General features: G+C 50.6%; 22 protein-coding genes. 11 read left to right on the forward strand and 11 right to left on the reverse strand.

All coding sequences use genetic code 11. The annotated features are described in order from the left end of the window. Positions 1-99: 99 nt before the first annotated feature. The 6 genes from DESTI_RS20495 to DESTI_RS20520 form a co-directional block, all read right to left on the reverse strand. On the reverse strand, positions 100-912 hold the full coding sequence (locus DESTI_RS20495) for a HEAT repeat domain-containing protein (RefSeq protein WP_157212227.1): 813 nt from the start codon (positions 910-912) through the stop codon (positions 100-102). Positions 913-929: 17 nt separating this feature from the next. Continuing rightward, positions 930-2,177 (reverse strand): sulfate reduction electron transfer complex DsrMKJOP subunit DsrP, encoded by a 1,248-nt coding sequence (gene dsrP / locus DESTI_RS20500; RefSeq protein ID WP_014811893.1) that lies wholly within the window; start codon positions 2,175-2,177, stop codon positions 930-932. An 11-nt stretch (positions 2,178-2,188) separates the two neighbouring features. Continuing rightward, on the reverse strand, positions 2,189-3,136 hold the full coding sequence (locus tag DESTI_RS20505; RefSeq protein WP_014811894.1) for a 4Fe-4S dicluster domain-containing protein: 948 nt from the start codon (positions 3,134-3,136) through the stop codon (positions 2,189-2,191). A 13-nt stretch (positions 3,137-3,149) separates the two neighbouring features. Further along, entirely contained in the window at positions 3,150-3,746 is a 597-nt protein-coding gene (locus DESTI_RS29200; protein ID WP_014811895.1) for a hypothetical protein, read from the reverse strand. A gap of 31 nt (positions 3,747-3,777) precedes the next feature. Then, on the reverse strand, positions 3,778-5,139 hold the full coding sequence (locus DESTI_RS20515) for a multiheme c-type cytochrome (protein ID WP_014811896.1): 1,362 nt from the start codon (positions 5,137-5,139) through the stop codon (positions 3,778-3,780). Positions 5,140-5,829: 690 nt separating this feature from the next. After that, a complete protein-coding gene (locus DESTI_RS20520) occupies positions 5,830-7,125 on the reverse strand; it encodes an IS110 family RNA-guided transposase (RefSeq protein ID WP_014809800.1) in 1,296 nt (431 codons plus the stop codon). Positions 7,126-7,175: 50 nt separating this feature from the next. Between DESTI_RS20520 and DESTI_RS30905 the strand changes: the two genes are divergently transcribed. Continuing rightward, positions 7,176-7,409, forward strand: a complete 234-nt coding sequence (locus DESTI_RS30905; RefSeq protein WP_014811897.1) for a hypothetical protein — start codon at positions 7,176-7,178, stop codon at positions 7,407-7,409. A gap of 615 nt (positions 7,410-8,024) precedes the next feature. On the opposite strand, the gene DESTI_RS20525 is transcribed toward DESTI_RS30905, so the two are convergent. The 3 genes from DESTI_RS20525 to DESTI_RS20535 all read right to left on the reverse strand — a co-directional run bounded on the left by DESTI_RS20525 (position 8,025) and on the right by DESTI_RS20535 (position 10,151). Continuing rightward, positions 8,025-8,378, reverse strand: a complete 354-nt coding sequence (locus tag DESTI_RS20525) for a hypothetical protein (protein ID WP_041286364.1) — start codon at positions 8,376-8,378, stop codon at positions 8,025-8,027. A gap of 106 nt (positions 8,379-8,484) precedes the next feature. Next, a complete protein-coding gene (locus tag DESTI_RS20530; protein ID WP_014811898.1) occupies positions 8,485-9,348 on the reverse strand; it encodes a hypothetical protein in 864 nt (287 codons plus the stop codon). Positions 9,349-9,608: 260 nt separating this feature from the next. Next, positions 9,609-10,151 (reverse strand): hypothetical protein, encoded by a 543-nt coding sequence (locus DESTI_RS20535; protein ID WP_157212228.1) that lies wholly within the window; start codon positions 10,149-10,151, stop codon positions 9,609-9,611. A gap of 902 nt (positions 10,152-11,053) precedes the next feature. Between DESTI_RS20535 and DESTI_RS20540 the strand changes: the two genes are divergently transcribed. The 6 genes from DESTI_RS20540 (at position 11,054) to rsmB (ending at position 16,136) form a co-directional block, all read left to right on the forward strand. Next, positions 11,054-11,518, forward strand: coding sequence for an Hsp20/alpha crystallin family protein (locus tag DESTI_RS20540; RefSeq protein ID WP_014811901.1), 465 nt, complete (start codon positions 11,054-11,056; stop codon positions 11,516-11,518). Between the two features lie 22 nt (positions 11,519-11,540). Continuing rightward, positions 11,541-11,939, forward strand: coding sequence for an Hsp20/alpha crystallin family protein (locus DESTI_RS20545; protein ID WP_014811902.1), 399 nt, complete (start codon positions 11,541-11,543; stop codon positions 11,937-11,939). A 305-nt stretch (positions 11,940-12,244) separates the two neighbouring features. Beyond that, on the forward strand, positions 12,245-12,769 hold the full coding sequence (gene def / locus DESTI_RS20550) for a peptide deformylase (RefSeq protein ID WP_014811903.1): 525 nt from the start codon (positions 12,245-12,247) through the stop codon (positions 12,767-12,769). Beyond that, the gene (gene fmt / locus DESTI_RS20555; protein ID WP_014811904.1) at positions 12,766-13,689 is read left to right on the forward strand and encodes a methionyl-tRNA formyltransferase; all 924 of its coding nucleotides are present in this window, start codon (positions 12,766-12,768) and stop codon (positions 13,687-13,689) included. The genes def and fmt overlap by 4 nt, the downstream gene beginning before the upstream one ends. Positions 13,690-13,889: 200 nt before the next feature. Beyond that, positions 13,890-14,723, forward strand: a complete 834-nt coding sequence (htpX, locus tag DESTI_RS20560; protein WP_014811905.1) for a zinc metalloprotease HtpX — start codon at positions 13,890-13,892, stop codon at positions 14,721-14,723. Positions 14,724-14,789: 66 nt separating this feature from the next. After that, positions 14,790-16,136: a 16S rRNA (cytosine(967)-C(5))-methyltransferase RsmB gene (rsmB, locus tag DESTI_RS20565; protein ID WP_014811906.1), complete on the forward strand. Its 1,347-nt coding sequence runs from the start codon at positions 14,790-14,792 to the stop codon at positions 16,134-16,136. Between the two features lie 321 nt (positions 16,137-16,457). On the opposite strand, the gene DESTI_RS20570 is transcribed toward rsmB, so the two are convergent. Then, positions 16,458-17,432 (reverse strand): class I SAM-dependent methyltransferase, encoded by a 975-nt coding sequence (locus DESTI_RS20570; protein ID WP_014811907.1) that lies wholly within the window; start codon positions 17,430-17,432, stop codon positions 16,458-16,460. Between the two features lie 240 nt (positions 17,433-17,672). Here DESTI_RS20570 and DESTI_RS30910 point away from each other — a divergent pair, with 240 nt between their 5' ends. After that, entirely contained in the window at positions 17,673-17,849 is a 177-nt protein-coding gene (locus DESTI_RS30910; protein ID WP_014811908.1) for a hypothetical protein, read from the forward strand. 9 nt (positions 17,850-17,858) lie between these two features. Here the strand turns inward: DESTI_RS30910 and lipA are convergent, their stop codons facing one another. Beyond that, positions 17,859-18,788 carry a lipoyl synthase gene (gene lipA, locus DESTI_RS20575; RefSeq protein WP_014811909.1) on the reverse strand — a complete coding sequence of 310 codons (930 nt, stop codon included), beginning with the start codon at positions 18,786-18,788 and terminating at the stop codon, positions 17,859-17,861. A gap of 469 nt (positions 18,789-19,257) precedes the next feature. Between lipA and DESTI_RS20580 the strand changes: the two genes are divergently transcribed. From DESTI_RS20580 to DESTI_RS20590, 3 genes are all read left to right on the forward strand, one after another. Then, the gene (locus tag DESTI_RS20580) at positions 19,258-20,319 is read left to right on the forward strand and encodes a 3-isopropylmalate dehydrogenase (RefSeq protein ID WP_014811910.1); all 1,062 of its coding nucleotides are present in this window, start codon (positions 19,258-19,260) and stop codon (positions 20,317-20,319) included. Between the two features lie 122 nt (positions 20,320-20,441). After that, positions 20,442-22,130 carry a ribonuclease J gene (locus DESTI_RS20585; protein ID WP_014811911.1) on the forward strand — a complete coding sequence of 563 codons (1,689 nt, stop codon included), beginning with the start codon at positions 20,442-20,444 and terminating at the stop codon, positions 22,128-22,130. Between the two features lie 302 nt (positions 22,131-22,432). Then, a complete protein-coding gene (locus DESTI_RS20590; RefSeq protein ID WP_014811912.1) occupies positions 22,433-22,714 on the forward strand; it encodes a hypothetical protein in 282 nt (93 codons plus the stop codon). Positions 22,715-22,743 lie beyond the last annotated feature (29 nt).

Raw genomic sequence — 22,743 nt, forward strand, 5'->3', positions numbered from 1 at the left:
TTGTTTATCCAAATGCACGAGCACTTTTTCCCGAGAAACTTGATTCTGCGACCTGGTTGTGAAGCTTCGGGGTTCCAACGGTCGCCCACGATATCTCCTTTATTTCTTACTCCTGAGCGCCTCCACCAGAACCGGCACAGCAGGGGAACCGATGGCGGCAAGGATGTTTCCGGCAGCCCTCGAAGACCTGTCGTCTCCTTTGAGCACCACCTGGACGAGCTGTTCGACTGCATTCGGCCCGATCTCCTTGAGCGCGGCAGCAGCACGCTCTGCAGCCGGTTTTTCTCCCTTCTTGAGCACCTCGATCAGGGGATCTACCGCATAGAATCCCATGCGTCCCAGCGTCTCACTTGCAGCTTGTCCCGTTTTCGAATCGCCGGATTGAATCGCCTTGATGAGATGTTCCACCGCAGGTTGTTCGACTTTCACAAGGGCCAGAATTGCACTGTCCCGAACACGCTTGTTGTCGTCACCAAGACAAAGGATGAGATTGGGGACTGCCGGAGCGCTCTGTTTACCGATGCCGAAAAGAGCCAGCGCAGCAGCCTCTCTCGTCATGTAATCCTTGTCTTTCAATGCATCCGTAAGCGCAGGAACAGCGGGGGCCGCATCGGGCCCGATCTCTGCGAGTGCCTCCATGACATTGAGACGGACGATCTCGTTCGGGTGCTTGAGGGCCTTTACCAGCAACGGAACAGCCTCTTTGGCTTTAGTGCCGTTTCGTTTGATCAGCTTTGTGGCATTCAGGACTACAGTGGGATCCGGACTTTCCAAATCTTTCACGATCTTGTCCAAATCCTCATTGGGCGCTGCTGCAAAAGTCGGGAGCGAGGCGAATGCTATGAAGACAATGAACAGCGCCGTCGCACACTTCACCAATGCAGTGATCCGTAATTCAGTTAATTTCAGCATCTTCACACCACTCGGATTCATGCAGGAACATGATGATGTCCCAATCGTGCTGTCTCCGCGTTCCTGGCAGACGTGAATTCACCTGTTTCAATGGGGATAATGATCTTCAGAATGGTCGTGAGAATCAGGAGACCTATTGCCCAAATTCCCATTGCCACCAGAAGTTCCAGTGTTGTCGGAACGTATTCCCAGACCTCGCCAAGCGGAGCCGGGATGAATCCGGGAATGATCAGTCCCATTCCTTTCTCTATCCATATGCCGATTATGATCAGGACGCACCCGACATTCAGGGTGACGAAGTTCTTTCGTGTGGTTGGAATGAGGAAAATGAGAAATGCGATGACGTTGAATATCAGGGCCGTCCATATCCACGGGACCAAAACGCCTTTCCCGTGCAACCCGGCATAGAGATAGAGAAGCGGCGAAAGATGATGCGTATTCGAATAGAGTTCCTTGTAAAATTCAGCCAGCAAGAGGAAGAGGTTGACGGCCATTGCAATGGAAATCATCTCTGCGATCTTGAACAGAGCTTCGTCTTTCACATGAAACCTCGTGTAATGCCTGACAATCTGATAGAGAATGATCACCAGTGCCGGACCGGAACAAAAAGCTGACGCAAGAAAACGGGGGGCGAGAATGGAAGCGTTCCAGAAGGGTCTGGCTGCAAGGCCGTTATAGATGAATGCGGTGACCGTATGAATGCTCACGGCCCAGGGGATCGACAGCAAGATAAAAGGCCAGATGAACCGCATATTTACCGGGCGATTGTTGTACGCTTTCCACAGGATGTATCCGGGTATAAAAAGATTCAGGAACATGTACCCGTTCAGGACGACGATGTCCCACCCAAGCAGCGACTTCGGAAGATTCAGGATTCCCAGGCCCGGCAGGAGATGCCAGATCCGATCCGGTCGGCCCAGGTCCGCGGTGACAAACATCATACACATGGCAAGAGCACTGACAGCAAGCGCTTCTCCCACAATGACGATGTCCCGGATGGGGCCGAAATCGTACAGATAGGCGGGAATGATCAGGAGAACCGCCGCAGCGGCCACTCCAACGAGAAAGGTAAAATTGCCGATATAGAATCCCCACGAGACGTAACTCGTCATTCCCGTAATGATAAGGCCCTTTTCCAATTGCACCGTGTAAGCTGCTATCCCGATCCCCGCAAGAATCGTAAGGCCCAGCATCCAAATGTAGTACAACGGCGGGCCTGTGAAGAGCCGCTTTATTGCCGATACGATGAATCCGGATCTCGCCATTGGTCCCTCATTTAGGAAAAGAAGTAGTAGAATTTGGGTTGTGTATTGAGATCCTCTTTCAGACGGAACACTCTTTTGGTCTGGATGATCCTGCTGATCTCGGAATCAGGATCGAGAAGATTGCCGAATTTTCGAGCACCCACCGGGCAGGCTTCGACACATTTGGGATACTGCCCCAGGCGTACGCGTTGAATGCAAAAGGTGCATTTTTCCACGACATTACGCATTCTCGGTCGGTTCCCGAGGTAATGGGTCTTCGTATTGACTTGTTCGGCAGGAATTACCGGATCGGCAAAATTGAACCACCTGCCCATGTAAGGACACGCTGCCATGCAGTACCGGCATCCGATGCACCAGTTGTAATCGACGACAACAATGCCGTCGGGTTCTGTCCAAGTGGCTTGTACAGGGCAGACCTTGGTGCACGGGGCATTTGCGCAGTGCTGACATTGCACTGGCATGTAGTAATAACCGGCCTCCGGCACTTCTTCGGGGTCGTAATAGATGGTGGATTCCTCGAGGTCCATGTTGCCGTCTTTGAACCTGAGAACCCGTATGTAATGCATTTGAGGATTTCGAGTGTGATTGTTCTCGTCGACGCACGCGTACACGCATCGCCTGCAGCCGATACACCGTTGGATGTCCAACGCGTATCCGAACAAAGTTCCATCTATGGGCGCTTCGGTTCCCACAACGAAATCCTTGCCATATTTGTTTTTGTACTCGGCCTTGAGGCGCTCGACTGTTTCTTGAATCTCTTTTTCGGTCATCCTCTTAAAATGGTTTTGAACAAATTCCTGCCACGAACATGAACTTACCGAAAGTAATCCCAGGATAGTAGCTGCGCCTTTAAGAAACGTGCGTCTATCGGGCTTCACGTCGTCACGGCTGTGTGAACCGAGTGATGCGGGTTTATCGACTTCTGCGACTGATTCAAGAGTTTGCTTCGGGTCGGGCATGGCTCTAAAACCTTCAGTGCTTGACCTGGATCTTCGGCGTCCAGGGTTTTGCGGGTGCAGGCATTGGCTCCAGAGGCTTGAACTTCGGTTGGTGCGGATTGTGACAGTTCACACAGAGAAAATACTGCTTCTCTCCATTCCAGTTGCCGGTCCGCTTCCCGTGAATACCGTTTCGCCAGTCCCTGTATTTTGTCCCGTGGCATTTGCCGCAGAGTAAATATGATTGCTCGAATTCGATCGGTTTTCCATCGCTCAGCGGCAGGAGCACGTTCCGGTTATCCGGATGATGGCAATCCAGGCACCAGACGCGAACCCCGCCATGAGCCAGACGGATGTTCCTGTGGACCAGCAGATCCTCCCGCCGGTTGAAGTTCACGGGAAAATCCTTTTCAGGTCCGTGACACGCCCTGCAAGGGGTAATGGTCTTGGGCAAAGGGGTGACCGGAACGGGGAACTCCTGGCCGGATTCAACTGCGGCAGTGTCTTCCGATTTTGCCTCATCGTCGAGCGTTACCTGGGCCGGAATCACTCCGGGCACCAGGCACGCCACGGCTAAGGCTGAAGCCGCGACCAGGAGCACTGTTTTGAGTTTTGCGATAATTCCCTTCATGGATTCGCTCTCTCCTGGTTGAGACCGGTTCTTACTTGGCCTCTTTTCCGCCGTACCGTTGCTGATAGAATTGCTCGAGTTTGTTGAGCTCGTCTTTACTCATTCCTTCCTTGTACCATTTGTGTTGAGGATCGGAAAATACGAACTCATTCAGGATCGGAGCCGCTTGATCCTTGCCGCCCATGATTCTTTCCACTTCAGGGATGAAATAGATGTAGAAGTGCTTGGCGACCTCATACATTCCGTGCCACCATGCGTAATCCGGGCCCATCATGGAAGCCCCGTGTCGTGCTCTTCGGCCTTCGTGGTGCCACAATTCATAGTAGGTCCAATCCAACTTGTCATCCATGTCGGCTTTTGTGAGCTTACCCATGTCCATGAGTTTCTGACGAATCTTGGTGGCAGGGATGGCAAACTTATTGTTGTAGAGCTCTACCAGGTCGTCGTATTGCGAATAGAATCCTTCGGTCGTGAAGTCCGAATGACACTGGCGGCAGACGTCTTTCATTTTCTCTCGGCGATCTTTCCAATGGGTGAGCTTCTTGGAAACAGCAGGTCTCAAAGTCCAGGAGATCCGTTCCCCTACATCATGGGTTTTTCCTTGATTGGGTGTTGCGCTGATATGGCAGGTGGCGCACGTTGCGGAATCCTGGTAATCCACACCCACAACCCATTCGTTATTGCCCATATTCATCTTGTCTCTGTGGGCCTGATACAGAATCCCATGTTTGGATTCGTTGTACACTTCGATCTGCGGATGGTCGGGGCCGAGATGACATTTGCCGCATGAATCGGGCCGCCTGGCCTGCTCTTTGGAAAAGGAATGTCTCGTATGGCATGCCGAGCAGCTACCCTTGCTTCCGTCGGGATTTATCCTGCCGATACCCGTATTGGGCCACGTGGAAGGATCGAGCTTGCCGTCTTTCAAGAGCTTGACATTAGATCCGTGACACTGACGACACCCCGTGGCAACTGCAGCCGGTCCACCCACTACGGTTCCGAGGTAATTATCGAGAGAGTTCAGGATGTCCGCGCCTTTTGCGTGGTGAGAACCCTGCTGTTGATCGAACTGATCTTTATGGCAGCGGGAGCAGTCCTTGGGGCTCACGATGGTCGCAATCCAGAATCCCCTGTGGTCATGTCCATCAGGATCTCCGGGGGTTTTATCGGTCTTTTTTTCCGCTCTGTGGCAGTCGTAGCAATTCACTCCCGCCTGCCCCATTTTGCCCGAGCGCCACAGTTTGTGGAGGCCCGGTGACTTGAGTTCATGGCATTTGATACAGACCTGTCCTTCCGGCGATCCATACAACTTCGGATCTACCTTGACCGCTGCGTAGGTCTGCCAGGAAGAGAGAAGAACCGACAATGCGACCAGTATGAGAACCTTTCTCATGTTTCCACTCCCCATATCAGTGAAATTACTCCTGAAAACATCGTTTTAAGCCGAATTCCGGTCGGATTAGTGATCCGAATGCCCGCAGTTTTCTAGCACCGCTCGGGTAATTTTTCCGCTTAATCCAATTATGACATGCTCTCCTGTAAGAGCGGTGTAAAATGCTGTAAAGATCCTGTAAAGTTGCTTCGGCCTTACGCGCTCGTCCGAGAGCCACCTGCAAATTCCAGCCTTCTAGAGTATAATTTACAATTGCCGATTCGCTTTTCTTTGCTTCTGGGAGGCTGGAGGCATCCTTTGCTGCGGACGACGTAAGGCCGTCTAAGCACACAGCCGGGACACCCCAGCCTTTGCTATGTCATGTGCATAACTGCGAAATGGTACAATACCAATGTGCTTCATAAAGAGAATATTGAAAAATCTGTTATTTGCCGGGACCGGATTTGCTCCCGCCGGTGGCGGGATTACTTCTTTGAACGCACATTCCCATGAAAGTCCCGAGCTACACAGCAAGGGTTTGAGGTTTTCTTATGTTCATGGTTGATCTCCATTCGAGAAAGCCGGCAAGTTTAAGAAGATTCCCATGCGTGGTCTCCGAAAGGAGCCGACAGTTTGTTGTGCCAGCCGGCGATTGGTCATGTTGGTATTCGAGCTCACGGCTTCAGTTTGCGTTTCGACTTTGATGCGCTTCTAAGTGAATATAGGTGCTTGGGCTGTTGCTGCCGGTTGATCCAGGGGTACGAGTTCGTACCCAATGAGAGACGCTTGCCAGGTAAGGTATTTTATCTTGGCCTCTCGGTTTCTTTCGAGCAGGTAAGTCTCTCCGAGATCTTTGAAATGTACTCCGTATTTGAGTACATGGTAAATGGTTTTAAGGATTTTGTGGGCTACTGCGATTATGGCCTTTTTGGCCCCCAAGCGCGCTTTCAGGGCGTAATATTTGGCCCGGTAGTAGGATCCTCGTGCCTTGATTGCCGGCCAGGCTACTTCAACCATGATGGTTTTTAGGTGGTTCTTTTTGACAGGGCTCTTGCCACTGAATCGCTTGCCACCGCTTTGGTTGTTTCCGGGAGAGAGGCCACACCAGGAAGCGAGGGCATGGGCGGTGGGGAACTCAGTCAGGGTTGGGCCTATCTCGGCCAATATGGCATGGGAGGAAACCGCGCCTACACCGGGAATCTCTTCGAGCCGCCGGATCGCTTCCTGAGCGTCTCTCATTACTTCCTTGATACGGGATTCAAGGATAGAGATTTGGGTCTCTAGGTTTTCGATCGTGTTGAGCAAAAGAGACAACAGGAACCGGTGATGGGCCTCGAAGAAGCCTTGGACAGAGCGATGGAGCTCCGCTGCCTTGTCTTGCAGCGATCCTCTCAGACAATTTTCAACCTCGGAAATCGTAGGGGAATTGTTGCCTGAGATTAAGAGTTTCATGAGGTTGCGGCCCGTTGCGCCGAACAGGTCGGATACCACGGAATCGATTTTAATGTTTGACTGTTGAAAGAGCTTGTGAACGCGGCGTTGGAAATCCCCGAGGTCTTCTTTGTAGTTTCTTCTCATTCGGGTCAAATCACGCCACTGTCTTTGATGTTTCGGAGGAATAAAGGCGGCCTTGAGCAGGCCGTGACGCAAGAGTCCGGCTAGCCATCTGCTGTCGCTGATGTCGGTCTTATGGCCTGGAACATTTCTCATGTGTCGGGCATTCACCAAGATAACCTTGACGGAATCTTCAAGGACGTTATGAACAGGAGTCCAATATGGTCCTGTACTCTCCATCGCAATTACAGGACACTCTCGTTCCAGGAGCCATTCCTTGAGTTTGATAAGGTCATCTGTGAATGTTTGGAACTCACGCATTTCGGATTGCTCTGTACCGGAACTGTCTGAATACAACAGACACGCTGACACGGAATTTTTGTGGACGTCCAATCCGCACGATATCTCGTGCACGACTGATATGGTAGTGTTATTCTGGTTTCTTGAGGGCATGACACGCCTCCTAGTGTTGTTTGATTTCATCTCATACTAGGCAGGTAGCCATGCTCTCATCTCAGTTCAAGGGACTTTCATCCTTCGTTGTGGCGCTCTTCGCCATGGGAGTTGGTACAAAACACTGCCGGAGGGCTCACATGGATGTTGCCGCATCCGCAGCGGTATTGGTTCTCATAGTTACAAGCCTGGTGATTGTAATTGCCATTCTCATTGGAACCCTCGCTTTTCAGCTCGTACAATTGAGCAATATGGCGAGGCTTCAAAAGAACAAAAAGGAATAAATTCAAACTAACCAACGCTCTAGTTGTTCAGAATTACTAATGAGAATAACAGGTGTTAGAAACCAAATCCAGAAGAAAGATCAGTGTGCGTAATCGTTCTGTTACAAACGGGCACTAGAGATTCTGCGCTTGGAAGGGCTGCCCAATAGTAGCCACGGGTGTCAGAGACTGTCTCAAAACTGTGCTGACACTCAGAATCGTGCCACGCTGACCACCCGGGGCTGAAGCCCCGGGCTATTTTCTGCCGCCCCTTCGCGGCTCAGGAAGCTGACGTCCCAGAGGGACGCAGGATAATAGCCTGGTAATTCATTGCCGGGAAGAAAGAAGTCGTGCCACGATTTAGGATAAATTTCGACTTTTGAGACATTCTCGTCAACCCGTGGATAGCTGAGGATGCGATGACCAACGGGAATCGCATCTGTCGAGGTCTTTCGCGACCGATACGGTTCGTTTCGCTCACCACATGCTACGTGAGCTACAATCCCGCCGGGAAGATGATGGGAAATTCGTGGCACAATCTGGGATAACTTTCAACTTTTTGAGACAGTTTCTTCCTGCCGGTCCATTCTACCGATATCAGGTGACGAATCCCTCCGTTTTCTTGGGATCGATCCGTCAAAGGCCTCGTCGTTGTAGAGTCCGCATACGATTCAAATTAGTGTTCATGTCCCTGATAGAGTTGTCGAGACCGCGCATATTACTCTGGAAACGTCGTTCGTAGGTTTCTATGCGTCTCTGAGTCGGACCGGTCGCGGAAAAACCGGAATAGAGCGGTGCTTTCTTCCCGGCGATGAAGTCGGGATTATCAATGAGAGACGCAGTCTCGGATTTGGCTGATTGGCTGGTTTCTCCCACGATCGTTTTTTCGGCACGATAATCGGCAACTGCCGGGGACACTTGCATCTCACCCATGACAATATGTGGAAACGCAAGAGAGAGCACAATTAGGAGCATAATTATACGAAACATATCGGCCCTCTTTCATCGGGATGACCGGATAAAACTCACTCTTGAATATAAGACAAGGACCTGGCTCTATCAACATCATGCAAGCGTTTGGACAGCCGTTTTCCTGTCAATCGTGAGGTAGAAAGTCCACCCGCAGCGCAGTATTGTTGATAAATCTACGAAGGGAAAATCCGGTTTCCACCTCTTCCAAAGTTACTGACAGCCCCACTGCTTCAAGTTCCTGATGAATGAGCCGAGGAGCGTGCCTGAAGTTCATGCGCTGAATCACCTGATGTATCGTTGCAACCGATGCGTTCCCGGGAGGTGGGACTACCATTTCGCGATTCGTGTCTATGCACTTGAAGCTGAGAACCACATCGTAATGACCTAATCGTGTGGATATGCGTACTCTCTTGTCAGAACCTTCCTTTTTAGCGTCAGGGACCGCATAACGCCTGAAAAGACTCTCCGTCAAGTTCTGTTGACACAGATACAATGCGGAACTCAGATCGTACACGTCCAAGGGGCGGTTCTCGAGACTTTCAATACGGCTTGTTCCCCGTTTTGGCTTCGCGAGCTTTGGAATAGACTCATTGCGATTGACGATCAGATCCACAATGATATTGCCCATGGAACAGGAAAGGCAGATAGGATTTTCGCCTCCATCCAGTCCTTGCTGCCGTATTTTCCGCAGAATCAGATCGTGATGGTGCGATGCAGTGATACGCTGGATCACCTGCTGCATAAAGAAAGGATTCGTGTTGAACTTCTCAGAAAGAATTATCCGCTGCATCTTTTGGATGTGCAGTTCGAGGAAGTAATTCTCTGCCTGGTAATACATGCTCACTGCTTCGCTGGAATTATCTTCGGGCTGGTACTTGCGCCAGATTTCCTTCCAGTTGTACTCTTTCATCAATCCGAGAACCAAAATGAGATCATATCCGTCGATATTTCTTTCTTCGCTGATACAAATCGGGCAGGGTAAATTCATCGCGGTCGTTTCCTTTGCGCCATAAAAAATTACAAATCACGCGGCAGGGCCGTTTTCGTTCCCAGGACGAAAAAATCCGGATACTTTCTAAAGCGCAAATTATAGGGGTTTCTTGGGTGCGCTCCAAATACTCTGGATCTTTCGGAAAGAATAATACTGATAAACTTGGACAGGAATGTCAATGACTCGTGACCCCGAAGGGTTCGTAGGAGTAGACGAGACGAGACGCCTCCGCAAAAAAGGTTCGATCGATATTCGTTCTAACTTCTGCACTGTATGTCAGCCGTGATTTCCTCCATCGAAGCTTCCCATGTCCGATAATTGTTCGGCCCTTTTTGGCGGCTGAACGCTATAGCTTCAGCGAGACTGTTCAACAGGTGATTCATAGCCCGTACAGAGACCGTGACTGAATCCCGGGATGCCATTTCTCGAAGCGCTTCATGGATAGGCCTCCCGCAATCAGAGCAACAGGATTCGAAGGAACCGGGCAGCGCGTGCGAATCCGGTGGGATCGCCTCTCTCGCAGCTTCAGGTTGGCTGCTCTTCACAAAGGAAACTATGATCACAGGATTCGTTTCAGCATCGGGAAGCGGTGAGGAATTCCAACCCTGAATTGTCCGCGCACGTTCCAGGAACGATTCTAATTCCTCCGCGGAAAGAACGAGACTATCTTTCCCGAAACCGCCGTATCGATTCCAGAGCAGTGCTCCCCCATTATTCCACCAGGAATCCATGCTTTCATTCCATGCAGGATCGGTTTCCCGGACAATCTTCAGTTCGTAATCCATCTGTTTTCCTTTCATGATTGTGGAGCTCTAACAAGTTAACCATGCTTTTCTCGAAAGTAGATGCGTTGTTTCTGTCCATACTACTGTGGTACGGAACCGTGAGTCCATGAGCGATGTGGAATTGAGCGACGCGGAGTATAGGGATAGGGAGGCAAAAAGGCTCCTAATTTCCTCACATGGACACTATGAAAACGGCGATGGATGCCGCGTCGGATCACGCTGCTATTTGGGTGGACCTGGGTATCTGACCTTCGGCCGCTAAACGGAAAATCCGATTACTGTCCTGCTTCCGTTTGACAAACGTCAAGATCGTGCACGGAATAGCTTTCTCCAGATCATGTCGCAGGGTTCAAGCGGATATTCAAAATACAAGAAAAAATGACTTGACATATATTAATATATCTCTATATACTGGTTTTTACATTAGACACCTCCTATTTCGAGTATTCCCTTGACAGGACGCCGTATCTTCTTACCTTCCGGCACCCTGCTGAGAAATGCGGCGTCCTATTTCTTGTCCTCCACCCCTATGGGCCGGTTCGCCGACCTCCGGTCCACCCAAGTTCTTCCCCTGTCCAAGGCAGGCCTCCCGGTGCGGCGTTCCATGATGCGCCGTACCGTTAATTTTCACTCAGAAAATCTAACCGGCTTTGCTGAGAGGTGTTATACGGAAACATCTGCAAAAACCCTCAAGTATACATGTGTGTAAAGCACGCAAGAGAGGCACCAAACGAACTCGACGGCACATGGGAGGGGCTTGACAAGCATAGGCCGATGCATAACTGAACCCTAAATTGGTTGCATGGAAACGGTTGATTCGTCGACGAATTAAGCTGAGCGTTTGGATTTAAAGAACAAAAATGAATGCGATTCTGACATGAGAGAACAAGAATAATGCAACAAGGGAGGAAACAGCCATGGTCCGATGGAGAATAGGACGAGATCCTCTTTGGCAGGAGTTCGATCGCCTGCAAAAAGGCATGAACGAGCTTTTCCATGCCATGAGCGGGGGCACGCCACGATCCTTTTTCGATCCGCTTTGGCGAGAAGCCCGCATATTTCCGCTCCTCAACGTGAAGGAGATGGATGACAGCTATGTGGTCACTGCAGAAATTCCCGGCATGAAGACGGAAGATCTTGATATCAAAGTTATAGGAGATACTCTGACCCTTAAAGGTGAACGGAAGCCGATAGAAATCGGAGAAGGGGCGAGCTATCACAGGCGCGAACGGGCTACCGGCACTTTCCAGAGAAGCCTCACTCTCCCCGGCAGGGTGGAACCCGAGGGAGTAAAAGCGAACTATAAGAACGGCATTCTGACAGTGACCCTGCAAAAAGAAGCGAAAGCCCAACCGAAGCAAATTTCGATTACTGCGGAATAACCTGTACAGGAGGAACACTGAAATGGCCGATGAACTACCAGTCACCAACAAGTCGGAAGTTGCTCCTCAGGGCGAATTCACCCGGGAAGGGCGTTACTTTTCACCTGCAGTCGATATTTACGGATCCGACAACGAGCTCATCCTTCTGGCGGATATGCCCGGAGTCTCACCCGACCAGGTGGAAATAGATCTTCGCGATGAAGTATTGACGATCCTGGGAAGGATATCTCAGGAAACGGAAGAAAGAGGCCAAGGCCTGATGACGGAATACCAGACCGGAAATTACTTCAGGAGCTTCCGGGTCACAGACATGATCGATCAATCAAAGATTACTGCAAGCATGTCAGATGGTGTTCTGAAACTTGTCATGCCCAAAGCCGAAAAAGCGGTGCCAAGAAAAATTCCTATTACGTCGGAATAATGGGCAAATACAGGGAGGCGTTCAACTGAAAGCGCCTCCTGCACCTCACGATTGTTCCCTTAGCTCCGCCACTGAAAATCCCCCTGAATCCCCCTTTAGAAAAGGGGGACATTGATGGCTTCCTTTACACTCGGAGGTGCCCATTTAAGCAGCCGTGATCCCAAGTTAGCGCCTATGCCCTTTTGGTCTCTGTTGCATCCAATTTGTGGCAAAATGCCGATCTTTCGAATCCCAAGAAACGTGAGAATCTTGACAGTAATCAGGGAAAGTAGACATATTAGGTAAAAGTCTGTGAGGTGTATTTGATGGCCGTGCGTACAATCATGGTCGTTCCTCATACCGCGTTGACCCGCAAAGCCGAATTGGTCACGAACATAGACGAGCGTGTCATATGCCTGGCCCAGGACATGGCCGAAACCATGTACAAGGCCCCGGGAATAGGACTGGCTGCGAATCAGCTCGGTGAATTACTTCGGCTCATTGTAGTCGATGTGATTTATCCGTACGAGGAATCCAAAAATAAGAAAAAGAACCCCATAATCATCTTGAATCCCGAAATCATCAAAAAGGAAGGGAAAACCGTAAACGAAGAGGGTTGCCTTTCTGTTCCTGAACTGGGAGTCGAGATTGAACGAGCTGAATTCATCCAAGTTCAGGGAGTTGATATTTCGGGTAAACCGCTGCGTTTCGATGCCGAAGGGCTATTCGCCCGTGCGCTTCAGCACGAAATAGACCATTTGAACGGAACAACCATTCTGGATCATGCTTCCCCTCTCAGAAGAGATCTCTACCGGCGCCGTTTGAAGAAAAAAGCCAGGAGAGATAAATGAGCCTCAGGGTGGTCTTTATGGGATCCCCCGACTTTTCGGTTCCAGTCCTGCTTGCTCTCCATGAAAATTTTACCGTCGTCGGAGTCGTTACTCAGCGCGACAAGCCTCGGGGGAGAGGGCAGAAGATTTCATCAACACCGGTGAAAATTGCCGCAGATCGATTCGGCATCCCTGTTATGGAACCGGAACGTCTGAATCAGGATGTTGTCGACGCGATGGTCGAATGGAATCCCGATGTAATTGTCGTAGCAGCGTACGGGAAAATTTTGCCGTCGAAAATTCTTGAGATGCCGCGTATGGGGTGTGTAAATCTCCATGCATCGCTTTTGCCTCTCTATCGTGGCGCATCGCCCATTTCAGCGGCCATTCTCGACGGAAAAAGTTTCACGGGTGTTTGCACTATGCTCATGGACAAGGGCATGGATACAGGTGACATCTTGCTGTGCCGGGAAATACCTATTGCCGAAAACGACACCACCGGTTCGCTTCATGACAAATTATTGGAACCTGGAGCCTCCCTGGTGGTCGATACTTTACGGCTCATGATTGCAGGAGAAATCACCCCTATTCCTCAGGATCACGCAAAGGCGACCTACACGAAGTTGCTCACGAAAAAAGACGGCAAACTTGACTGGTCCAGAGATGCGGAATTCCTCTCCCGGCTGGTAAGGGCAATGAGCCCGTGGCCTGGAGCTTTCTTTGTATTCCAGGAAGAACAGGTGAAACTCAGCGACGCACAGCATCGTACCGGTAAAGCAGAACCGGGCGAGATTTATGATATTGTTCCGGATGGAATCCTTGTCGGCACGGGTAAGGATCTCCTGTTGCTGAAAACGGTGCAGGCTCCGGGTCGAAAAGCGGTTTCAGCTTCGGATTTCGCTCGAGGAAAACACCTCAAAAGAGGAGATTTCATGCAGTAAGGTTGGCGTAGCGCGAATACAGTGACGTTCATTGCCGACTTCAATCAAGGTTGGAGCATTCGGACCGGCAGCGACCAGCGTTGCTGTTTATTAACAGTGGTCAAACGGCATCTTTGTGATGTTCTGATGTTCTTCACGCAGATTAGCGGCCCCTAAAGTGTCGGTCCGCACATGAACACTATTCAAGGAGAGACTAAACTATGAACCAGCTTCGAACGATCGTATTATTGACCGCTCTGGCTGCGCTCCTGGTTGTTATCGGTGGAGTAATTGGAGGCAAGAACGGAGCCACCATCGCTCTGGTGATTGCCATTGTCATGAATTTTGGAAGTTACTGGTTCAGCGACAAGATCGTCCTGAGCATGTATCAGGCTCAGGAAGTGACTGAGGCTGAAGCTCCGGATCTTTATCACCTGGTTCAACAACTGGCTGACAGGGCAGGCCTGCCCATGCCAAGGGTGTACATTATACCTGACGATTCACCCAACGCCTTTGCAACCGGGCGAAATCCTTCCCACGCGGCCGTTGCCGTGACTGAAGGTATTCTCCGCCTGTTGTCCTGGGAAGAGCTGGCTGGAGTCATCGGTCATGAGCTGGGCCACGTGAAAAACCGGGACATCTTGATCCAAAGCGTCGCGGCAACTATCGGCGCGGCAGTGACATATCTTGCTCAGTTTGGTTTCCTATTCGGCGGCCGTTCGGACGATGAAGAACGAGGTTCTATCATAGGCACCATTCTCATGATGATTCTGGCCCCATTGGCCGCGGCAATTATTCAGATGGCAATCTCGCGATCCCGTGAGTATATGGCGGACGACACAGGTGCTCAAATATGCGATCACCCGCTCTGGCTGGCAAGCGCTTTGGATAAGCTGAGGAGAGGCTCCGAAGCCATCCCGATGCATGCCAATCAGGCAACTGCTCACATGTTCATCGTGAGCCCTCTGTTCGGCGGCGGCCTGGCAAGTCTGTTTTCCACCCATCCGCCAATCGAAGAGAGAATCGCGCGGCTGCAGCACATGGCAGGCTATTAATCACTTCTAGAGTCGCCGGAGAATCTTCCTTCTCCGGCGAAAATCTCCCGGTATAAGAATCTTCGTGTGGCGTCTCTATTTACTCCATCGAGAAAAGTAGCTTTACAAGTACTCCAAGAAGTTCGCGAAGGCCGGTTCGCAGAAGACGCGCTCTCCGATGCGCTCGATCGCCAGAGCCTCTCGGCCAAAGACAGAAACCTCGCGACAGAGCTTGTGTACGGTGTGGTTCGCTGGCGCGATCGTCTGGACTCGATTATACGGCGATGCGTTATCAGACCGGGAACCAGGATGGATCCGGATGTTCGGGAAATCCTGAGGACTGCGCTGTACCAGATCTTCTTTCTTCAGAGAATTCCCGAGCATGCCGCAGTCGATCAGGCGGTAATGTATGCATCCCAACGCTCTAAGAAGCATGCGGGATTCGTTAACGCGGTGCTCAGGAGAGCTTTGCGAGACAGAGAAACAGCCGATCCTCCTCCGGAAAAAGATCCGAGACGACTGGCCGTTTACTATTCTCACCCGGAATGGCTGGTCCGCCGATGGCTTCACCGTTTTGGTTACAGAAAAACCAAACACATTTTACAGCACAACAATTCCAAAGCTTCCCTTGAGCTGAGGCTCAATACCCTCAAGGCGACGCCGGATACCGTTTCACAAATCACAGAAGAATCGGAGCTTCAGGCAATTCCCGGGTTTCCGAACGCTTTGCGCGTTATGCGTTCCTCGGGAAAAGTTGAAACAATCAAGGGATTTCTTGAAGGCTCGCTGGTAGTGCAAGCGCTCGCGTCACAGATGATTGCGCCCCTTTTGAAACCTCAGCCTGACATGCGAATTCTCGATGCGTGCGCAGCTCCGGGAGGAAAGACATCGCACCTCGCTGCTCTCGTTCAGGACAATGCGCGAATAGTCGCGCTCGATATTTCACAACAACGCCTGAATGAGACGGCTGCAAACCTCCAGCGGTTGGGTGTGCATTCAGTTGAGTTCGTCGTAGGCGACGCGGCCGATCCGCAGATGGTGAAAGAACTGGGTACATTCGATAGAATCCTCGTGGATGCACCCTGCTCCAATTTAGGGGTGCTTCGGCACAATCCCGAAGCCAAGTATCGGGTGACTCCGGAAGCTCTCATGCAGTTTGCACGAATCCAGTCACGCATCCTCTCCAATATGGCAGGTCTCCTGAATCCCGGAGGAATGCTCGTATATTCCGTGTGCTCGCCCACTGAAGAGGAAACGGTGGGGGTTGTCGATGCCTTCCTCACCGCAAGTCCAGGATTTTCGCTGCTCCCGTTCATCCGGGAAGAAGTCCCGATGCCCGTTTTGGTGGACGCGCGCGGTTTTTTCGCAACGTTCCCTCCACCCCCCGAAATGCCTCTGGATGGTTTTTTTGCCGCTCGCGTAGCGAGAAAATAGCGTTTTTCTCCAGTAATGCGTCGATCAGAGGCGCGTATCGGTCTCTCTACAGAGCCGGACAGCGCGATTTCGGTAAAGATAAGAACGCGAGGCGGTTTCTTGCGTTGAGGTGTGGCGGATGTAAACTACCTCCAAAACCGAATTGCGAAAAAATTTCACACTTGATGTCTTGGATGATCGAAAGGTGCGAAAAAATGAAACAACTCACAAAGGAAAAAATGAGCATATCTTTGGATGGGTCAAGCGAAATTGGGTACTTCCGGTGCTTGGCATGCTTGTTGCTCAATAAGATGGCGAACAACGACTCCTAACCATACCCTCTTAGCAATCCTCCTTTAGGATTGCTTTTTTTTTTGCCGAAACTATGACAATCCCGTAATTGCCCAGCAGTTTAGACGCCTTTGCAATCAGCACAGCCAGCCCTATATCAGCCAGATCGATCACAATATCCGTAATAGGAATTGACGTGGCAACCTGTTTCATCCAGGGGCCGACGTTGCCTCTGAAACGTTGATTGCGCAGCATGGCAACCGATTTGTTCTGCCTGTACGCACATGAGGAATTCCTGCGTGCTGACGGTATGAGCAACAGCCTTAACAGGCCGAACGGGTACGATGTATAGATTTGATCCGTGTGGAAGATCCTGTCAATTTCCATTGAGCAGGTATCCAGATATCCTGCGATCGATTGAGGAGTAAATAGTGAAAGATGGCGCGGCACATCTTCCGCGCAACTGCTCCGCATTCCAAACGCCCCAATGTTCGGCACGAGAAAAACGAAACGTCCCTCCGGACTGATCAGCTCCGAGACCCTCCGGAAATACAGAGAAGGTTTGCGGACATGTTCAAGAAAAGCCCATGCAGTGATAGCCTGATAATGGGATTCCGGAAGTTCCATCGTCAGGAAGTCGCCTATTCGTACTGAAATTTCGTGCGGAGTCTTCCAATCGATGAGATCCACGCCTTCGGCTCTCCACCCGGCGTCTCCTGCAAGCTTCACGAAATCTCCGCGGCCGCAACCGATATCGAGAAGCGTTCCGGATTGCTGTGGCAAGTAATCCAGGAGTCGTCTGAATCTCTCCACGTCCACATCTTTGTCTTTGTGATAATCGTCGGGGTACAGCGCGGGAATCGATTCCTCTGCAGGCATGGGGTTAACGAATGCCATTCCGCACGAGCATTGGACCAGGTTAAAATCCTGTCGCGTTACGGGATCCGTTTTTGAGAAGAGTAATGTCTGATCTTCAGACCCGCACAGATCGCATTTCACGTATTCCGTTGATATTCTTGCCGCCATACGCAGCGTTTAGCACCTTTGAGGTCAAGAACGCAAGGCATTAGCTCCGTTACCTGTACTCAAAAAAAAGAGTTGAGACTTATTGCCTTTCTCACTGGCATTTTATAGGATTTTCTCATAGCGAACCCGGTGACGGAAAGCGCCCCTTGAACGGGTGTGGAAATGTCCATGTCGCTGCTGAAGCTCGAATGTCTCGAACTGAAAAGACGTACGCAGGACACAAGCGCGAGGAGATAACGCATGGAACTTATGGAAGCTATGGTAAACGATACTCAGGAAGAGATCATTGAGATCACTTTTTCCGGAGATGAAGACGAATGGCGGGAAATCGCCACTGTGCTGAAAGAGTCGGATTCGGATCTGGCCACCGAATTAGGTTTGAGAATTCGGGAAGCCTTGAGAAATGCCGGCCGATAACCACGATGCTCAGTTTTCTCGATCATTTTCCGGCGCGACGTTGTCCCTGCTCGGCAAAGGCTGTGGAGAATCGTCTGTGGGGGGCGCCATCATCGAGCACAGGCTCTCAGCCGCTTTGTACGAACTTCTTACCAAAGGTCCTGACACTACCTCTCTGATTCCTTCTCTCAGAGCCATTACTCCAAGTTCCGCAAATGCTTCCGGACGCAGATACTCCGCCACAGGGTGATGCTCCGGCGAAGGCCTCAGATATTGACCGATAGTCAAGATCGAGCATTGCACGCGTACGAGGTCCCGAATCACCGATTCGATCTCGTCTCCGGTCTCTCCCATGCCTACCATGATCCCGGATTTGGCTACTGTTCCGCTGGCAGCGACCCGCTGCAACAACTCAAGGGAGCGCTCGTACGATGCGCCAATCCTCACCAGAGGGTATAAGCGGGGCACCGTCTCGACATTATGGTTGATCACGTCAGGACGGGCATCGATCACGGTTTCGAGCGCTTGTAGATCCCCCTGAAAATCGGGAATGAGCACTTCTACCGTAACAAGAGGGCGCGTTCGCTTTATGGCCCGGATAGTCTCGGAAAAGACGTGTGCTCCTCCGTCACCGAGGTCGTCCCGCGTCACGGATGTGATTACCGCGTGCCTCAGTCCCAGAGCAGCAACAGAAGCAGCGACGGATTCCGGTTCTTCGGCATTCACTTCTGCAGGAATTCCGTGCCGGACCGCGCAAAACCGGCAGTCACGAGTGCAGCGATCTCCCAGGATGAGAAAAGTCGCAGTTCCTTGAGCTTCACACTCTCCGCGGTTTGGACATAACGCCTCCTTGCAGACGGTATGGAGGCCTTTGCCGTAGGTCTGCCTGTGTATGGAAGAGGTTGCGGATGCACGCGGAAAGGAACGTTTAATCCAAGGAGGTAAAGAAGAGCGGCTCATTTCAATTCCCGATCCGTTTTCCGATCAAAATGGTCAAACAATAGCAATTGAAAAAATGAAGACCGTCTCCGGTAAGGTATCAAGGGGGGGGAGTCATGATACAAATGGAAGACGGCCTTTCGAGACCTAAAATAGCTCTGGCCCCAGAAAAAGTCAACCCCCGCAATTAAAAAATCGCGAGGGTCGGCTTGATGACTCCCGGAACCTTCGATACCAACCGTGTTGAATAGAGAATAATCGATGAAGAGACAAAGTCAACCGACAATAATTAGATATGTTTTAGGTATCCAAAATACCCAAAAGTGTGCAAATCCCGCATTCCTATTCATTCTCAGAATCTTATCCAACCCGATTGAGATTCACTATTCCTTGGTGTAGTATTCCTCAATATGCTCAGTGAGCGCGCTGGAATGAATTCAACGCGCGTTATCAAATATCTGATGTAAATACCCCACTAAAAGAGGTGGAAATGAGTGAGTCTTATTCTGTAGCAGTGATTCCCGGAGACGGAACGGGCCCTGAAGTTATCCGAGAGGGGAAAAAGGTGCTTCAGGCTGCAGGTTCCCTGTACGGCTTCGCCCTGAATTTTGTCGATTACGATTTGGGGGGAGACCGCTTTCTGAAGACCGGCGAAGTGCTTCCAGATTCGGTAGTGGAAGAGTTGCGTCAGGCGGACGTGATATATTTGGGCGCCATCGGACATCCTGACGTGCAACCGGGTATTCTGGAAAAGGGAATTCTTTTGAGGTTGAGATTTGAGCTGGATCAATATGTGAACCTTCGACCGGTAAAGCTCTATCCGGGTGTGGATACGCCGCTGAAGAATAAGGGACCGGAAGACATTGATTTTATCGTTCACAGAGAGAACACTGAAGGATTCTACGTCGGCTCCGGCGGTTTCTTCAAGAAAGGGACCCCCGATGAAATGGCGATCCAGGAATCGATTAACACTCGGAAAGGTATCGAGCGTCTGCTCAGGTATTCGTTTGAGGTTGCTCGTCAGCGCCCCAGAAAAAAGCTGACATTATGCGGCAAGACGAACGTTCTCACCTATGCCTGGGATTTGTGGAACAGAACCTTTCAGGAACTGGCCAAGGAATACCCCGATGTCTCGACGGATTATGCACACGTGGACGCAATCTGCATGTGGATGGTCAAGAATCCCGAATGGTTCGATGTCATTGCCACTGACAATATGTTCGGGGACATCATCACCGATCTCGGTGCGATGATACAAGGAGGCATGGGCATAGCCGCGGGAGGAAACATAAACCCCGAAGGCGTCTCCATGTTTGAACCCATTGGTGGATCCGCACCGAAATACACCGGCAAGAATATAATCAACCCTCTTGCTTGCATCCTGGCAGGGGGTTTGTTGCTGGAAACACTGGGAAAGAAAGAAGCAGCCGATTCCGTTGAAAAGGCTGTAGTGAAAGTGCTCTCAAAAGATCTGAAGAGTCTCGATGCAGGACGCATGGGCTATTCCACTTCAGAAGTGGGAGATCGTGTGGCCGAGTACTTAAGCGCGTAAGTGCCGACAGGCTCCCACCGCCGGGACATCATGCCGTGTCCCGAACCGGTGTGCAGGATACCCATAATGATATACTCTATCCATGAGAACCAGTTGATACTATTCATCGTGTTAAGAGCCATATGGATGAAGACCTGAGAGTGCTTCCCTTAGGGGGGCTCGGAGAAATCGGCCTGAATATGATGATTGTGTCCTACGGACGGGATGCATTCATTATCGATGCAGGTCTCATGTTCCCGGATGAGTCTATGCCCGGAGTCGATATTGTAATTCCGGACATAGATGCTCTTCTGGAGAGAGACTACAATATTTTGGGCGTATTTCTTACCCACGGGCACGAAGATCACATTGGCGCCCTACCCTACCTCCTCAAGAAGATAAACGTTCCGATTTACGGTACCAGCCTCACGATGGGATTTATCGAGTGTAAGCTTGAGGAATTCGACATCCTGGGCTCGACGGAGCGACGCATCATTTCTTCGGATCAACCTGTTCACCTGGGACCTTTTGTTATCGATGCCTTCCCTATGTGCCACTCTGTAGCCGACGGTGTGGGATTTGCGATTACTACGCCCATCGGCGTGATCGTCCATTCGGGTGATTTCAAGTTGGATCCCACCCCGGTTGACGGACGACTTTGCGATCTGGAAAAGCTGATAGCGTATTCCAAAACCGGAAACGTCTTGATGCTCTTTTCCGATAGCACGAATGTAGAAAAGAAAGGGAGCACTCTTTCTGAAACCGCCATACGTCCGGCATTTGAGGAAATATTCAGGACTGCAAAAGGCAGGATTCTTGTTGCGACGTTCTCTTCTCACATTCACCGTATCCAGCAAGTCTTTCAGTTGGCAGAGGAATTCGGCCGAAAAGTGGTGATTGTCGGACGTTCCATGGCTTCGAACGTTCGGATCGCTTCGGAAAGAGGTTACTTACACGTTCCGCCGAAAATTCTCGTGGACGTAAAAGATCTTGATACTTTGAAGGATGAAGAGACAGTCGTAATCTCTACCGGTTCCCAGGGAGAACCCATGTCCGCGCTCTCCCTCATGGCTTTTGACAAGCATAAATATTTGCGGGTCAAACCTGGAGACATCATGGTCTTATCTTCTCGGTTTATCCCTGGAAACGAGAAGGCTATCAACCATGTCATCAACGAGTTTTGCAGACGCGGCGCCCGTGTAATATACGACAAGATATCGCCTGTACACGTTTCCGGCCATGCCGCTGAAAAAGAACTGAGATATTTGATTCGGTTGCTGCGTCCCAAGGCATTCATTCCTATCCATGGAGAATTCCGACACCTTCGAAGACATGCGGAAATTGCCGTCGAAGAGGGGGTCCTTCCGGAAAGGGTTCTTGTTGCTCAGAATGGAGACGTTGTTTCCATCGCTCACGACGGAGTTAGTATCGCCGAACAGATAGAAGTGGGTCGGATCTTTGTTCACGGTAAAGGAGTGGGAGAGATCGGACACGATGTTCTCCGGGATCGTCGCGTCCTTGCCGAGGTGGGCCTTGTAATCGTGGTGCTGGTAATAGATGCTGAAACCGGAAAGAGAATCAGCGGCCCCGAACTGCATTCAAAAGGAGTGACGTTCGAGGAAGCCGAACCCGAACTGCTGGAAGGCGCACGGATTGCCGTGGAAGAGCAGCTTGCATTCATCGATCCCGTATCCGCTGCTCAATGGGAAGAAACGAGAGAAGAAATCCGTCTTGCAGTCAGAAGACATGTAAACAGGCTTTTGGGAAGGAAACCACTTGTACAGACTATAATAGTACAAGTTGGCGACAATGAGCGCGTTGTTGTTGAATAAGGTCCTCAATTTGGTGCTCTATGGAGTTCTTATAGTTCAATCGATGTTTCTCTATTGAATTTGCATGGAAGTCGAGAAATTTTGCTTGCAATTGTTTGTGAGTTGGATTACCTCATATTGCATGCATGGACTACGGACGAGCATGGCAAGAGCACTTGTCCATTTGATTTTAAAAAGGTTTTACACCGGGCCGCAGCGTGAGGGGATTTTTCTTGACAAGAGGCTGAAAGGCGTGCTACGGTGGCGAAAATTTTGGTCTAACAACTCTGTATTGGAGATGCTTCATTTAAGGAGGGTTTAGGATGAAGAAGTCGTTGGTAATGCTGGTAGTTCTCATGACCTCATTGGCGCTGGCAGGATCCGTGTTCGCTATGGACTGGGGCTGCTATGAAATGCCCGTATGCAAACCGATCCCCTGCAAAGACAAAGTTCTGTGCAAAGGCAAAGCCAAAGGCATGGAAAAACTTTGTGGCCCCTGCGCCCCCGTTATCAAGTGGTCCGGTAGCTGGATGACCATTGAAAAATGCCCCGACTCCAAGCCTGCTGCAGCCAAGAAGGTTGCCAAGAAAGCCAAAAAGAAATAATACGTGTTATAGGTGCTTTTCAAGCCCGC

The organism is Desulfomonile tiedjei DSM 6799, assembly GCF_000266945.1.
In the GTDB taxonomy this organism is placed as follows: domain Bacteria; phylum Desulfobacterota; class Desulfomonilia; order Desulfomonilales; family Desulfomonilaceae; genus Desulfomonile; species Desulfomonile tiedjei.